Annotated in this window: 13 protein-coding genes; 11 read left to right on the top strand and 2 right to left on the bottom strand. The window is 65.4% G+C overall.

From position 1 onward, the window contains the following. Positions 1-33: 33 nt before the first annotated feature. Positions 34-435, bottom strand: coding sequence for an SRPBCC family protein (locus AB3X98_RS16000; RefSeq protein WP_368602232.1), 402 nt, complete (start codon positions 433-435; stop codon positions 34-36). A gap of 113 nt (positions 436-548) precedes the next feature. Continuing rightward, a complete protein-coding gene (locus AB3X98_RS15995) occupies positions 549-1,637 on the bottom strand; it encodes a DMT family transporter (RefSeq protein ID WP_368602233.1) in 1,089 nt (362 codons plus the stop codon). Positions 1,638-1,935: 298 nt separating this feature from the next. Between AB3X98_RS15995 and AB3X98_RS15990 the strand changes: the two genes are divergently transcribed. The 11 genes from AB3X98_RS15990 (at position 1,936) to AB3X98_RS15940 (ending at position 15,138) form a co-directional block, all read left to right on the top strand. Then, complete coding sequence (locus tag AB3X98_RS15990) at positions 1,936-2,874, top strand: D-ribose ABC transporter substrate-binding protein (protein WP_368602234.1); 939 nt, start codon at positions 1,936-1,938, stop codon at positions 2,872-2,874. Positions 2,875-2,956: 82 nt separating this feature from the next. Then, positions 2,957-3,625: a DUF2291 family protein gene (locus AB3X98_RS15985; RefSeq protein WP_368602235.1), complete on the top strand. Its 669-nt coding sequence runs from the start codon at positions 2,957-2,959 to the stop codon at positions 3,623-3,625. Continuing rightward, positions 3,622-5,184 (top strand): sugar ABC transporter ATP-binding protein, encoded by a 1,563-nt coding sequence (locus tag AB3X98_RS15980; RefSeq protein ID WP_368610283.1) that lies wholly within the window; start codon positions 3,622-3,624, stop codon positions 5,182-5,184. Before AB3X98_RS15985 ends, AB3X98_RS15980 begins: the two co-directional genes overlap by 4 nt. Before the next feature lie 63 nt (positions 5,185-5,247). Next, positions 5,248-6,315, top strand: coding sequence for an ABC transporter permease (locus AB3X98_RS15975; protein ID WP_368602237.1), 1,068 nt, complete (start codon positions 5,248-5,250; stop codon positions 6,313-6,315). A gap of 3 nt (positions 6,316-6,318) precedes the next feature. Continuing rightward, entirely contained in the window at positions 6,319-7,377 is a 1,059-nt protein-coding gene (locus AB3X98_RS15970; protein WP_368602238.1) for a Gfo/Idh/MocA family protein, read from the top strand. After that, positions 7,374-9,341, top strand: coding sequence for a hypothetical protein (locus tag AB3X98_RS15965; RefSeq protein ID WP_368610282.1), 1,968 nt, complete (start codon positions 7,374-7,376; stop codon positions 9,339-9,341). Before AB3X98_RS15970 ends, AB3X98_RS15965 begins: the two co-directional genes overlap by 4 nt. Positions 9,342-9,482: 141 nt before the next feature. Beyond that, positions 9,483-10,838, top strand: coding sequence for an MFS transporter (locus AB3X98_RS15960; RefSeq protein WP_368602240.1), 1,356 nt, complete (start codon positions 9,483-9,485; stop codon positions 10,836-10,838). A 38-nt stretch (positions 10,839-10,876) separates the two neighbouring features. Then, positions 10,877-11,707: a phosphogluconate dehydrogenase C-terminal domain-containing protein gene (locus AB3X98_RS15955; protein WP_069266471.1), complete on the top strand. Its 831-nt coding sequence runs from the start codon at positions 10,877-10,879 to the stop codon at positions 11,705-11,707. A gap of 20 nt (positions 11,708-11,727) precedes the next feature. After that, positions 11,728-12,972 carry a ribulose-bisphosphate carboxylase large subunit family protein gene (locus AB3X98_RS15950; RefSeq protein WP_368602241.1) on the top strand — a complete coding sequence of 415 codons (1,245 nt, stop codon included), beginning with the start codon at positions 11,728-11,730 and terminating at the stop codon, positions 12,970-12,972. An 8-nt stretch (positions 12,973-12,980) separates the two neighbouring features. Then, entirely contained in the window at positions 12,981-14,357 is a 1,377-nt protein-coding gene (oiaK, locus tag AB3X98_RS15945) for a 3-oxo-isoapionate kinase OiaK (protein WP_368602242.1), read from the top strand. A 73-nt stretch (positions 14,358-14,430) separates the two neighbouring features. After that, complete coding sequence (locus tag AB3X98_RS15940; RefSeq protein WP_069266474.1) at positions 14,431-15,138, top strand: transcriptional regulator NanR; 708 nt, start codon at positions 14,431-14,433, stop codon at positions 15,136-15,138. The last annotated feature ends 4 nt before the right edge of the window (positions 15,139-15,142 follow it).

Genomic DNA, 15,142 nt, shown 5'->3' with positions numbered 1-15,142 from the left:
AGACAGTAGACGACTTCCGCCCGGCCGCCACCCTCAACTCCGGGCCAGATTGCGCTGGAGCGCCGCGCAGCCCGCATCCGTGAGCGGCTCGACCATCTGGATCCGCTCGTCGGGCTTGAAGTCGCTGATCCAGACCACGCGGCAACGTTGGGGCGAATCGGATGAGTCCGGCATCACCTGAAGCGTCGCGTGATGATGCTCGAAGCGTCCGCCGCACACGGTGTAGGCGAGGCGCATGCGGGCATCGTCGACGCCGATCACGCGTTCCTCGATCACGGTGCCGTCGACGAACGTCACCCATCGCACGTCGTTTTCCATGCGCGCATCGGTCAGCACGCCGGCGAACACGCGGTCGACGTTGGCGGGATCGCGCAGCGCGTCCCAGACGTCTTGCGCCGAGGCTTCAACGGGAACGTCCCGGTAGACGGTAGCCATCGCACTTGTCTCCTTCGTTTTGTGTGACGAGTGCATCGTGCGCGTGCCACGCGCGGCGGTCCTGGGAAATCTTGACGTCGTTTTCGAGGGAAGCACCGCGACGCGTGCCGCCCTCAATGCGCGTGCCGATGGTGCACGTCGGGATAGTGCGCGTGACTATGCGTGATCGGCGCGTGACGGTGCGCATGCGTGTGCGGCTCCGAGCCGTCCCACGCGAAATCGTGCTGGTGCTGATGGTGTTCGTCGTGCCGGTGCGCGTGGGTGTGCTCGAGGGGTTCGTGCGTATGCGGGTGGTCGTGACGTTCGCGCACGTGCAGCCACACGCCGAACGCCATCAACGCGAGCGCGAGCCAGAAGGCCAGCGCCGGGCGCTCCGGCCACAGCAGCAGTGACAGCGCCACGCCGAAGAGCGGCGCCACGGAGAAATAGGCGCCGGTGCGCGCCGTGCCGAGATGGCGCAGCGAGACGACGAAGAGCACGAGGCTCACGCCATAGCCCGCGAAACCCACGGCCATGGCGCCGCTGACCGCCGGCCAGGCGGGCCAGTGCGCGCCAGCGGCGAGCGCAATGCCGATATTCACCGGCCCGGCCACGAGCCCCTTGGTGCAGGCCACGACCATCGCGTCGTTGGTGGAGACCTTGCGCGTGAGGTTGTTGTCGATGGCCCAGCACAGGCACGCGAGCGCGACGAGCAGCGCGCCGGGCGCGATGCCGGACACGGCGCCGGCATGCGCGCCGGGCCACGAGAGCAGCACGCCGCCCGCCACGATCGCCAGCATGCCTAGCGCGATCTGCGCGTCGAAGTTTTCGCGAAAACAGACCCAGGCGATGAGCGCCGTCAGCACGCCTTCGAGGTTCAGCAGCAGCGCGCTCGTGGCGGCGGGCGTGGTGTTCAGGCCGAGCATGAGCAGGGCGGGCGCCGCCACGCCGCCCGCGGCAATCGCACCGGCAAGCCATGGCAATTCGGCCAGGCGCATCGGGTTCTGTGCGGGCTCCTGCGTGGCGGCTGAGTGGCTGCGGCGCGCCGACAAGCGGCGTAACACCAGGACGGCCGCGAGCCCCGAGCCGCTGCCGAGATAGAAGAGTCCCGCGAGCATGAACGGCGACACGCTGCCGAGCAGCGCCTTGGCGAGCGGGGTGGTGATGCCGAACAGGGCGGCCGCGAGGAGCGCCGTGAAGATGGTATGCCGATGGGACTTCATTGCAGGCCGGAAGCGGGAAGTGGAATAAAAAGCGTAGAAGGCGCGCGATGGGCGCGCAAGCGGGCCGCGCGCCGAGCGGGCCCTGGACCCATCAATCTTTAACCTGGGCAGGAGATAAGTGCCGATTCTGCCACTTGTGCGAGATGAGAGAAAACCCTGGATCTAAAAACATAGCGGAGTTCCTGCTTACTGGTATGATGACATCATGACGGCATAAGTGATGAGTGTTGAAAGGCAATCACGACCGTCAGCTGGTTGTAGTCAGACAAAGGGGTTTAACCAGACAGGAGACAGCATCATGAAGGCACCCAGGCGTTGGCTTGCGTCGACGTTGATGTCATTTGCGGTTCTCGGCACGGCGGGCGTCGCGCAAGCGGCCAATCTCATCGCCATCATCACCCCCTCTCACGACAATCCCTTCTTCAAGGCGGAAGCCGACACGGCGAACGCGCGCGCCAAGGCGCTCGGCTACGACACCATCGTGCTGGTCCACGACGACGACGCCAATAAGCAATCACAACTCATCGACACCGCCATCGCCCGCGGGGCGAAGGCGATCATTCTCGACAACGCCGGCTCGGAGGCGTCCATCGCCGCAGTCAAGAAGGCGAAGGACGCAAAAATTCCCGCGTTCCTGATCGATCGTGAAATCAACGCGACTGGCATCGCGATCTCACAGATTGTTTCGAATAACTACCAGGGTGCGCAGCTCGGCGCGCGCGCCTTCGTCAAGGCGATGGGCGAGAAAGGCAACTACGTGGAGCTCGTCGGCCGTGAGGCGGATATCAATGCCGGCATCCGCTCGAAGGGCTATCACGATGTGATCGACCAGTTTTCGAACATGAAGATGGTCGAGCGTCAATCGGCGAACTGGAGTCAGACTGAAGCCTATTCGGTAATGGAATCGATCCTGCAGAGTCACCCCGACATCAAGGGCGTGATAGCCGGCAACGACACCATGGCGATGGGCGCAACAGCCGCGTTGAAAGCTGCGAAGCGCAACGACATCATCGTGGTGGGCTTCGACGGCAGCAATGATGTGCGTGACGCGATCAAGCATGGCGAGATCCGCGCGACGGTGTTGCAGCCAGCGGCCGAAGCGGCCAACGACGCGGTCGATCAGGCCGACAAGTATCTGAAGACCGGCGCGACGGGCAAGCCCGAAAAGCAGCTCATCAACTGCTCGCTCATCACGAAGACGAACGCCAGCAAGCTCGACATGTTCGCGTTGCGTTAAGGCGCGCATCGGTAGCACAAGCAATGCACGAGCGGGGCGCGGCGCGCTCCGCAACGACATCCGTAACCAGATGGGGTTATGCATGGGAGTGCTTCGGTACGCGGTCATTGCCGTGGTGGCCGCCGTGTTGGGTGGCGCGCTGCACGGTTGCAAGCTGGTGAAGAACAGCGACCTGCAGGGCTCGGGTGGATCGCACGACAACTATGCGTCGGCGGGCTACGACCCGAACGCCATGGTGGCGTCGATGTGGAGTACGAAGATCGTGCCCGACATCGAAAAGCGCGCAGTGGACTATCGGACGCTGCGCGATGCCATCAAGGCGGACCCCGACGCCGCCGGCCACAAGTACGGCTACCGGGGCAAGGACGATGGCGCGCCGTGGAACTTTCCGACCACGCTGCACGGCACGATCGTGGACGTGGACACACAGTCGAGTCAGGGCACCGTGGGCGTGGACGTTGATGGCAGCGGGCAGGCCACCGTGATTGTCGACATCGGTCCGACGGTGCTCGGGACCACGCTGCGCGATTCGCTCGATTTCATTTCGTTCAGCAATTTCCGCAACCAGATCGAGTATGCGCAGTTTGGCACGGCGCTCAATGCCTACGCGGCGAATCACGTCATGAAGCCGCTGCCGCGCAGCGATCTGAAAGGCAAGCCGATTGCGGTGACGGGGTCGTTCTCGTACGACTCGTCGAGCGACCAGCCGGAGATCGTACCGCTCGCGGTCACGGTCGGGGGCAAGTCATGACCGACGCCAGCAATGCCGACGTAATCCTCCAGGTCGAGGACGTCTCCAAGGTCTATCCCGGCACGGTTGCACTGAAGGGTGTGAACTTCTCGGTGCGACGGGGCGCAGTCAATGTGCTCGTGGGCGAGAACGGCGCGGGAAAATCCACGCTCATGAAGATCATCGCGGGCGCGGAGCAGCCGACCAGCGGGAAGCTCGTGCTGGACGGCAAGCCTGTCGCACCGGCTAGCAGCGCAGAGGCACTACGCCTCGGCATCGGCATCGTCTTTCAGGAACTCAACCTGTTTCCGAACCTCACGATCGCCGAGAACATCTTCATCGCGCACGAAATCACGCGTGTCGGCATCGATATCGACGCCGACGCACAGCGCGAGAAAGTACGCGCGTTGCTCGCGCGGCTCGAACTCGACCTCAGCCCCGACACGCTGGTCGAGGATCTGCGCATCGGGCAGCAGCAGCTCGTGGAGATCGCGAAGGCGCTCGCCCACGATGCGCGCGTGCTGATCCTCGACGAACCCACCTCGGCGCTCAGCGCGGCGGAAGTGGCCGTGCTGTTTCGCGTGATTGCGGAGCTGAAGGCGCAGGGCGTGTCGATCGTCTACATCTCGCACCGGCTCGAAGAACTGGTCAGGATCGGCGACTACATCACGGTGCTGCGCGACGGCCTCATCACGGGCCATCAACCGATGGCGCAGATCGACGTGCCGTGGATCGTGCGGCAAATGGTGGGCCGCGAAACGAAGGACTTTTCGCGCCCCGTCGGCCACACGCGCGGCGCCGAGGTGCTGACGCTGCGCGACGTCACGCTGCCGCGCAAGGGCAGCGGCTTGCTCGTGGATCACGTCTCGCTGTCGCTTCACGCGGGCGAGATCGTCGGCATCTACGGACTGATGGGGGCGGGGCGCTCCGAGCTGTTCGAATGCATTCTGGGCGTGCATGCGCACGCAACCGGCAGCGTGGTGCTCGACGGCAAGGCGCTCGACGGCAAGCCGATCGCGGGACGCGTCGTGCAGGGCCTTGCGCTCATTCCAGAGGACCGCAAGGCCGACGCGCTGCTGCCCATCATGTCGATTGGCGAGAACATGACGCTCTCGAGTCTCGCGGCACATGCGCGAGGTTTCCACATCGATCCGCGGCGCGAGCAGCGCTCGGTGCTCGATTACATTCGCAACCTCGCGATCAAGGTCGCCGATTGGCGGCTGCCGGTCAGTTCGCTCTCCGGCGGCAACCAGCAGAAGGTGGTCATCGCGCGTGCGCTGATGACCACGCCAAAAGTGCTGCTGATGGACGAGCCCAGCCGCGGCATCGACGTCGGCGCGAAGGCGGACATTTTCAAGGTCATGCGCGACCTGGCCGGCCGGGGACTGGGCGTGCTGTTCGTGACGTCCGATCTCGAAGAGGTGATGGCCTTGTCCGATCGCATTCTCGTGATGTCGAATGGCCGTGTCACTGCTGAATTCGATGCCGCCGACGCTACGCAGGACGCGCTCGTCGCCGCCTCCGCAGTCGGGCACAGGACGGCGCATGCCACCCATGCTGCGCACGAACAGGCGGCCTGAGCAAGCGCGTTCAACGGTCGTCACGGTTCCAACGTTTAGCCTGCATTCATCTGGAGAGCATTCATGTCGCTGGCCATCAAGAGCACGGCACCCGGAGCGAGCTTCAGCGAGGCGCCGCTGCTCCTGCTGCTGAAGCTGCGTACGTTCATCGCATTGTTCGCGGTCATGGTTTTCTTTTCGTTCGCCGCCCATAACTTTCTGAGCATCGAGAACCTGCTCATCATGTCCCGGCACGTCGCGCTCAACGCCTTTCTCGCGATCGGCATGACGTTCGTGATCGTGGCGGGCGGCATCGACCTTTCGGTGGGCTCGGTCGTGGGGCTCACGGGCATGGTGGCGGGCGGGCTCATCCTCAAGGGCATTCCCATCGGCAGCGAGTACACGCTCTTTCTGAGCGTGCCCGCCGTGATCGTCGTGGCGCTGATCGTGGGCGTGCTGGTAGGCGCGATCAACGGCTTGCTCATCACCCGGCTGAACGTCGCGCCGTTCATCGCGACGCTCGGCACGCTCTATATCGCGCGAGGCGCAGCGTTGCTGTCCTCGGGCGGCGAGACCTTCCCGAACCTCACGGGCAATCCCGCCTACGGTACCAGCGGCTTTCCGGTTCTCGGCAGCGCGACGATACTCGGCATTCCGCTCACGGTATGGTTGCTGGTCGTGGTAGGCGTGGTCGCCGCGTACATTGCCGCGCGCACGCCGCTCGGCCGGCAGATCTATGCGGTTGGCGCCAACGAGCGCGCCGCCCAGCTCTCGGGCGTGCGCGTGAATCGCGTGAAGATGTTCGTGTATATGTTTTCCGGTTTCTGCGCGGCGATCGTCGGGTTGATCATTTCTTCCGAACTCGTCGCTTCGCACCCCATGAGCGGCGAGACATTCGAACTCAACGCGATCGCGGCGGCCGTGCTGGGCGGCACGTCGATGTCGGGCGGACGCGGCAAGATCGGCGGCACCATCGTCGGTGCGTTCGTGATCGGCATGCTTTCGGACGGGCTCGTGATGATGGGCGTGAGTTCGTTCTGGCAAACGGTGATCAAGGGCGTCGTCATCGTGGCGGCGGTGGTCGTCGACCAGATCCAGCGGCGCGCGCAGCAGCGCTTCGCGCTACAAAAGCAGGCAGCAACGGGGGCGTGACCGATGAGTGTGACCACGAGTGCAACACCTGCGCAATTGAAGGGCGCGTTGATCGGCTGCGGATTCTTCTCGCTCAATCATCTGCATGCGTGGCAGGACATCGACGGCGCACGGATCGTCGCGCTGTGTGACGCGAACCGTACGCGCCTCGACGAAGTCGGCGACAGGTTTGGCATCGAACGGCGTTACACGGACGCGGCCACGATGCTGCGTGAAGAGCGGCTCGATTTCGTCGATATCGCGACCACCGTGCCGAGTCACCGCGCGCTCGTGGAGCTTGCGGCGGCGGCCGGCGTGGCGACGATTTGCCAGAAGCCGTTCGCTTCCTCGCTCACCGATGCGCGCGCTATGGTTCAAACGTGCCACGAGGCCGGCGTGCCACTGATGGTTCACGAAAACTTTCGCTGGCAGAGCGCGATCCAGGCCGTGGGAAGGGTGTTGCGCGAGGGGGCGATCGGGCAGCCGTTCTGGGGGCGCGTGTCGTTTCGTTCGGCATACGATGTGTTTAGCGGCCAGCCCTATCTGGCACAGGGCGAGCGCTTTATCGTCGAAGATCTCGGCATCCACATTCTCGACGTCGCGCGCTTCCTGTTCGGCGACGTGGCGCGCGTGAGCGCCACGACCGCGCGCGTGAATCCCTCGATTCGCGGCGAGGACGTCGCGACGATCCTGCTCGCGCATGAAAACGGCATGAGCAGCGTGGTGGATTGCAGCTACGCGACGCAGTTGCCGCGCGAGCTCTTTCCGCAGACGCTCATCGAAGTCGACGGCGCCGAGGGTTCTCTGCGGCTCTTTGCCGACTACCAGCTGCAGATCCACACGCGAGCAGGCTCCGAGCTGCGCAACGTCGCACCGCGTGCGCTCTCGTGGACGAGCGAGCCCTGGGTGGCGATCCAGGGCAGCGTGTTCAGCATCCAGTCGCACTGGGTGGATTGCCTGCGGCGCGGCGTCGAGCCGGCCACGAGCGGTCGCGACAATCTGCGCACGCTGGAGCTTGTGGAGGCCACGTATCTTTCGGCGCGCGAGCGGCGCAGCGTCGTGCCGGGAGAGGCGGCGTCATGAGCAATGGGATGAGCAACGCGATCTACTACGGCACGCAGCAGCCGGTGACCCCGGGGCGCCGCCTCGAAGCGGGACCGTGGTCGGCGTGGCTGATCGACGGCGCATTGCATGACATCCGCTATCAAGGCACCGAAGTCATACGCGCCGTGTCATTTCTCGTGCGGGACAAGGACTGGGGCACGTGCCGCCCCGACATCGAACGCATCGATGTCGAAGAGACGGCGGGCAGCTTTCACCTTGCGTACGACGCGCGCTGTGCGAATCCGGAAGGACACGCACTCAGCTATGCGCTTGCCATGGCGTGTTCAGCCAACGGCGCCCTCACGTTTCGTTGTGACGTCACCGCGCATGCCGATTTTCTGGCGGCCCGCTGCGGATTTTGCGTGCTCCATCCCATCGAGGGCGTAGCCGGTGCGCCCGCGCGCGTGGAGCACGGCGACGGCAGTCGTGAAAGCGCGGCCTTCCCGGCACTGATCGATCCGTGGCAGCCCTTCAAGGACATCGCGGCAATCGAACATGATCTGTCGAACGGCTTGACGGTGCGTTGCACCTTCACGGGCGATGTGTTCGAAATGGAAGACCAGCGCAACTGGTCCGATGCTTCGTTCAAGACCTATTCACGCCCGCTTGAACTGCCGTGGCCCTATACGCTGGAAAAGGGCGCAGCGTTCGCGCAGACGGTGACGCTAAGCGTGGCCGGTACGCGTCAGGCGACGGGGAAAGCAGAAGCCACACGAGAGGCGCGTGCCGACAAGATCGAAATCGCTTCTGGCAATCTCGGGCAGCACGACACCATGCCGGCGATCGGCGTAGCGATTGCCACACACGATGCCGCAGCGGCGCTCGCGAATCTCGTGTTGCTTGCAGAGCTCGGGCCGCAGCAATTGACGCTGAGCTACGACCCGCTTGCGGGCGATGGCGTGGCCGAGCTTGAACGCTTTGCACAGTTGCAGCGCGAAAGCGGCGTGGCAGCCGTGCTGGAGTTTGCCTTGCCCGGTATCGAGGCGCCGCATGTGGAACTCTCGTGCCTCGCCGCCCAGATCGACCAGGCGGGCCTCGCCTTGACGGGCATCGTAGTGAGCCCGGCCGCGCATCGGCGGTCGAACCCGCCGGGCAGCGTGAGCCCGCCGTGCCCCGCGCTCGACGAAGTCTATCGCGAGGCGCGCCGTGCGTTCCCTAGGCTACGCCTTGGCGGCGGCATGCTGAGTTACTTCACGGAGCTGAACCGCAGGCGGCCGCCGCTCGACCTGGTCGACTGGGTTACCCACGCGACGTGTCCCATCGTGCACGCCGCCGACGACCGCAGCGTGATGCAGACGCTCGAGGCCATTCCCCACATCACACGCTCTTGCCGCGCGCTGATCGGTGGGCAGCCCTACGCGATCGGGCCGGTCTCGATCGGCATGCGACAGAACCCATACGGTTCGCGCGTGCTGCCGAATCCCGGAGGCGAACGCGTGGCCATGGCCGCCAACGATCCGCGCCAGCGCGCGTTATTCGGTGCCGCCTGGCTCGCCGGATATGCGGCCGCGCTCGAAGGCGCGGGAATCGAAACGCTCACGCTCGGTGCCTTGACAGGGCCGCGCGGGCTTGCCGATGTGGAAGGCCACACGCCCGCGCGCTATCCGGTTCTCGATGTCGCGAAGGCATTGGCTCGTATGGCGGGAGCGTCGCGCCTGCACGTCACGCGAAACGGCCATGCCGCCCGTATCGCGTGCCTCGCAGGACGCCACGCCGACGGCGCGATCGAACTCGTGCTGGCCAATCTGACGAGCGAGCCACGCGAGGTTCAGCTCGAATTCGACGAGGCGATACCCACATCGCTGCAGGCGACGAGCCTCGACGAATGCACGTTGGGCGGGGGCCCCGACGCACCCGGGCCATGGACGCTGTCGCCCGGTGTTGCGGTGACGCTGCGGCCGTTTGCCTGTGTGTTCGCCTCTTCGCGCGCGGTGTTGACGTAGCGTCCGCGGCGCATAAGCGCCGCGGCGTACAGGCATGTCGGTGGAAATACCAGGTGTAGTCGTTCCGTCAAGATGGTCTACTCATCATACCAGCACATATGATCTGTTAATCGGCATCGGATCAATCGCGGGAGCAAACGCATGCAAGCCGTTTCAGGAAAAGCCGAATCCGCTTTCGAACGTCCGACGATCCGCAAGGTCTCGCTGCGCCTCGTGCCGTTCGTCGCCTTGATGTTCTTCATCAACTTCCTTGACCGCACCGCGATCTCGTTTGCCGGCCCGAACGGCATGGCGCACGACCTCGGTCTCGACGCGGCGCAGTTCGGATTCGCGGCGGGCGTGTTCTTCATCGGCTACATCTTTCTCGAAGTGCCGAGCAACCTGGCGCTGCATCGCTACGGCGCGCGCCGCTGGCTCGCGCGCATCATGGTGACGTGGGGCGTGGTCGCGCTCCTGCTTGCGTGGATCAACAGCGCGACCTCGCTCTATGTGCTGCGGTTCCTGCTGGGCGTGGCGGAAGCGGGGTTTTTCCCCGGCGCGATCCTCTTTCTCAGCAACTGGGTGCCGCAGCGCCATCGCAGCCATATCCTCGCGCTGTTCTATCTCGCGCAGCCGCTCACCATCGTGATCGGTGCGCCGTTCGCCGCGCTGCTCATCGGGGCGCATGGGTGGTTCGGGCTCGCGGGGTGGCGCGTGATGTTCATCGGCGTGGCCTTGCCGGCCATCGTGGTGGGCGTGATCGCATGGTTCTATCTGAGCGACCGTCCCTCGCAGGCGCGCTGGCTCACACGCGACGAACAGGCGTGGCTCAACGCGGAACTCGAAGCGGAGGCGCGCACGAGAGAAGCGGGCGCGATGCGTCACGGCGCGCATGCGGGAGCGGCCCTGCTGAGCCCGCGCGTGTGGATGTTTTCGCTGATGTACTTCGGGCTCGTCTACGGCCTCTATGCGCTCGCGTTTTTCCTGCCGACCATCATCGGCGGATTCGAAGGGCAGTTCGGCACGCACTTCAACGTATTCCAGAAGGGGCTCATTACGGCCATTCCGTATTTGCCCGCCGCCATCGCGCTCTTCGTCTGGAGCCGCGACGCCACGCGCCGCGGCGTGCGCGGCTGGCACGTCGGGATTCCCGCGCTTGTTGGCGCGCTGAGCATTCCGGTCGCGCTCTACATGAAGTCGCCGGCAGCAAGCATTGCCGTCATCACGGTGACGGCCTGCGCCGTGTTCGCCGCGCTGCCGTGCTTCTGGACGCTGCCGGCCCGCTCGCTCTCGGGCGCGGGCGCGGCCGCGGGAATCGCGCTCATCAACACGGTCGGCAACGTGGCGGGCTTCGTCGCGCCTTACGTGACAGGCGCCATGCACGATGCAACCGGCTCTTACCACGCGCCGATGTTCGTCGTCGGCGCCTTGATGCTGCTGAGCGCCGTGCTCGCGCTGGCCTTTGCCCGCGAGCCGCGCGCATCGCGTGAGCGCGAGCACGCGCTCGCCGCGAATTGATCGAAGCTGGACTCACGGACCTGGCAAGGAGGATGAACATGAAAGAGAAAATTGCGCTCTTTGGCGCCGGCGGAAAGATGGGCTTTCGCCTTTCGGGCAACTTGCAGAAGTCGGACTATCGCGTGGCGCACGTGGAAGTCGGCGAAGCGGGGCGCAAGCGCCTCAAGGATGAACTGAACATAGAGTGCGTGTCGGTCGAAGCGGCGCTCGATGGCGCGCAGGTCGTCATCCTCGCCGTGCCCGATACGCTGATCGGCAAGTTGAGCCACGAAATCTCGCCCATGCTGAAGGCCGGCACGATGGTGATGACGCTCGACGCCGCCGCGCCGTTCGCGGGTCATCTGCCGGAGCGGCCCGATCTCACGTACTTCGTTGCGCATCCGTGCCATCCGATCATCTTTAACTACGATGTCGATGAAAAGTCGCTTCACGATCATTTCGGTGGCGCATACGCAAAGCAGTCGATCACGAGCGCGCTGATGCAGGGACCGGACTCGGCGTTCGATCTCGGCGAGGATGTGGCGAAAACGATCTACGCGCCGATTCTGCGCTCGTATCGCCTGAGCGTGGATCAGATGGCCATGCTCGAGCCGGGTCTCTCCGAAACGGTCTGCGCGACGCTGCTGTACGTGATGCGTGAAGCGATGGACGAGACCATCCAGCGCGGTGTGCCCAGGGAAGCCGCGCGCGACTTCCTGCTCGGCCACATGAACATCCTGAGCGCGGTGATCTTCAACGAGATACCCGGCGCGTTCTCCGACGCCTGCAACAAGGCGATCGAATTCGGCAAGCCGCGCCTCATGCGCGACGACTGGAAGGGCGTATTCGACCGCGCCGAGATCGCCGAGAGCATTCGCCGCATCACCTGACCCGAAACAGGAATCGCACCGTGACCGAACGTATTCACGCGACTTACTGGCTGGAAACCGGCGATGATCCGCGGCGTGCCGCCGACGTCATCGCTGGAGAGCAGTCGAGCGGCACTTTCGTCGCACTGCCAAACGAAACACCGGAGCTGAAGGCGCGCTCGGGCGCGCGGGTCGAGCGCCTCGACGTGCTGGAAACCGTGGACGCGCCGAGCCTGCCCGGCGGCATGCGCTCAGACGCATACACCCGCTGTACGCTCGAACTCTCGTGGCCGATGGAGAATTTCGGCGCGTCGCTGCCGAACCTGATGTCGACCGTTGCAGGCAACCTGTTCGAGCTGCGCCAGGTGTCGGGCCTGAGGCTCACCGGGCTGCGACTGCCTGAGTCGTTCGCGGCGGCCTATCCAGGGCCGGCGTTCGGCATCGAAGGCACGCGGCGGCTCACGGGCGTGGCGCACGGTCCGCTGATCGGCACGATCATCAAGCCGAGCGTGGGGCTTTCGCCCGAGGAAACCGCGCAGCAGGTGCGCGAGCTCGTGGAGGGCGGCATCGACTTTATCAAGGATGACGAACTACAGGCCGACGGCTCCCATTGTCCCTTCGACGAACGCGTGAAGGCCGTAATGCGCGTCGTGAACGACCATGCCGATCGCACCGGCAAGAAGGCGATGGTGGCGTTCAATCTCACGGGCGACCTCGACCAGATGCGCCGGCGTCACGATCTCGTGCTCGCGCATGGCGGAACGTGCGTGATGGCCGTGCTCAATTCCGTGGGTATCGTGGGCCTGCATGAATTGCGGCGGCATTCGCAGTTGCCCATCCACGCGCATCGGGCGGGCTGGGGCTACCTCTCGCGCAGTCCGGCGCTCGGCTGGGACTACGCGCCGTGGCAGATGATCTGGCGTCTCGCCGGAGCGGACCACATGCACGTGAACGGCCTGCGCAACAAGTTCAGCGAACCCGACGACAGCGTGATCGCTGCGGCGCGCGCCGTGCTCGCACCGGTGATGGCGAGCGCCCCCATGCCGGCCATGCCTGTTTTCAGCTCGGGGCAGACCGGCCTGCAGGCCGCCGATACCTACGCTGCACTCGGCTGCGCCGATCTCATCCATACGGCGGGCGGCGGCATCTTCGGACATCCCCAGGGCGTCGCGGCGGGCGTCGATGCGTTGCGCGAATCCTGGTGCGCCGCCATCGAAGGCGTGCCGCTGGAGCAGCATGCGCAGAGGCATCCGTCATTGCGTGCGGCGCTCGGCTTCTGGAAGTGAGCAACGGGATGGCTGAAACAAACAACGCGTCCCTGCCCGAGGGCCTGCTACTCGCGTATTACGGCGACGACTTCACGGGGTCGACCGATGCGATGGAGGCCATGACGGCCGCGGGCATCCCCACCATCCTGTTTCTCGACACGCCAACGCCCGAGGCGCTCGCGCGCTTTCCCGAGGCGCGCTGCGTGGGTATCGCGGGATCGTCGCGCGGGCGCAGTGCCGCGTGGATGCGCGAAGCGCTGCCGCAAGCGTTCGCGAGCCTCGCCGCGCTCGGCGCGCCGGTGCTGCAGTACAAGGTGTGTTCCACGTTCGATTCGTCGCCCGAGGTGGGTTCGATTGGCGCCGCGGTCGACATCGGCACGCAGTACATGCCGGGAAACTGGTCGCCGATGGTGATCGGCGCTCCGCGCCTGAAACGCTATCAAGTGTTCGGCAACCTCTTCGCAGCCGTCGATGGCGTCGGCTATCGCCTCGACCGTCATCCGACGATGTCGCGCCACCCCGTGACGCCGATGGACGAAGCGGATCTACGCCGCCATCTCGCGCGGCAGACGTCGCGCCGCATCGAACTCATCGACATGCTTCAGTTGCGCGCCGGGGACGGTGCCTCACGCGTGGGCATGCTATCGGCGGAGGATACCCCCGTCGTGCTGATCGATGTGCTCGACGACGAAACGTTGGCAGAAGCGGGCCGCCTCGTTTGGGAAGCGCGCGGCGAAGGGGTGTTCACGGCTTCGTCATCGGGCCTCCAGTACGCGCTTGCCGCGTACTGGCGCTCGCGAGGCTGGCTGCCCGCTGCGCCGTCGTTGCCCGCGGCGAGCCCGGTCGATGCGATTGGCGTGGTGAGCGGCAGTTGTTCGCCGGTCACCGCGGCGCAGATTGGCTGGGCACGTCAGCACGGTTTTCACGTGGATCGGCTCGACCTCGCGCGTGCCCTCGATCCGCAAGCGGGCCCCGCTGAAATCGAACGGGCCGCAGGGGCCGCTACGCAAGCCATCATCAGCGGAAGCAGCGCCGTCGTCCACAGCGCGGAGGGCCCGGACGACCCGGTCGTGCGCGGCTTCGACGAGATCGCGCGGCGCTGCGGACGCACGCGTCAGGACGCCGCCCGCGAAGTAGGCCGCGCGCTCGCGGCGGTGATGCGGCGCATGCTCGATCGCACCGGCGTCACGCGCGTGGTCGTTGCGGGTGGTGACAGTTCGGGCGAGGTCGCCGGCGCGCTGGGCATCGACGCGCTCAGCGTGACGGCGGGCGTGGCGCCCGGTGCGCCGCTGTGCAGAGCGTGGTCGAGCGCTGCTGCGCGCGACGGCCTCGAAATCGTGCTCAAGGGCGGACAGATCGGCCAGGCCGACTTCTTTGGCGCCGTGCGCGAAGGGCAGGAGTGATCCAGCGGTGACGTGGTGGCCGGCGGCGTGGTGTGGTATTGTCATTACACCAGACGTTTACAGTACCACTGCAATGGGCGAGATCATTCCACGTCGCAAGCTATATCAGGAAGTCGTCGATCGACTCATGGAACGCATTCGTGCGGGCGAGATCGCGCCCGGCGCGCAGTTACCGTCCGAGCGCGAGCTGATGGAGATATACGGCGTCGGGCGGCCGGCGGTGCGCGAAGCACTGCAGGCGCTGGAGCGTTCCGGCATCGTCGAGATCGTGCATGGGGAGCGCGCCCGCGTGGTCGTGCCGACCGCAGACCGCCTGATTGCCCAGATCGCTGGCGGCGCGCTGCATCTGCTGCGCACCCAACCGGACATGCTCGAGCACCTCAAGCACGCGCGGCTTTTTCTCGAAACCGGCACCGCACGCATGGCGGCCGAGCGCGCCACGGAAGAAGATGTTGCGCGGCTTCAGTTGAGCGTGGCGCAGCATCGCGCGTCCATGGTCAATCTCGCGGAATTCATCGAGAGGGACATGGCGTTCCACCGCGAAATTGCGAAGATCAGCGGCAACCCGATTTTTCCCTCGATCGTGGAGTCGCTGTTCCGCTGGGCGGGCGAATACTACCAGCCGCTCGTGCGCGCGCCGGGCGTCGAGGAACTCACGCTCACCGAACATCAACGCATCGTCGATGCGATCGCGGCCCGTGACGGCGACGCCGCCGAGGCGGCGATGCGCGCCCATCTGACGCGCGCCAACGAACTCTACCGTACGCAAGGCCGCAACTAGAATA

It is taken from the genome of Paraburkholderia sp. BR14312 (assembly GCF_040948675.1).
Lineage (GTDB): Bacteria > Pseudomonadota > Gammaproteobacteria > Burkholderiales > Burkholderiaceae > Paraburkholderia > Paraburkholderia nodosa_A.
This window is presented reverse-complemented; position numbering and strand designations above follow the sequence as displayed.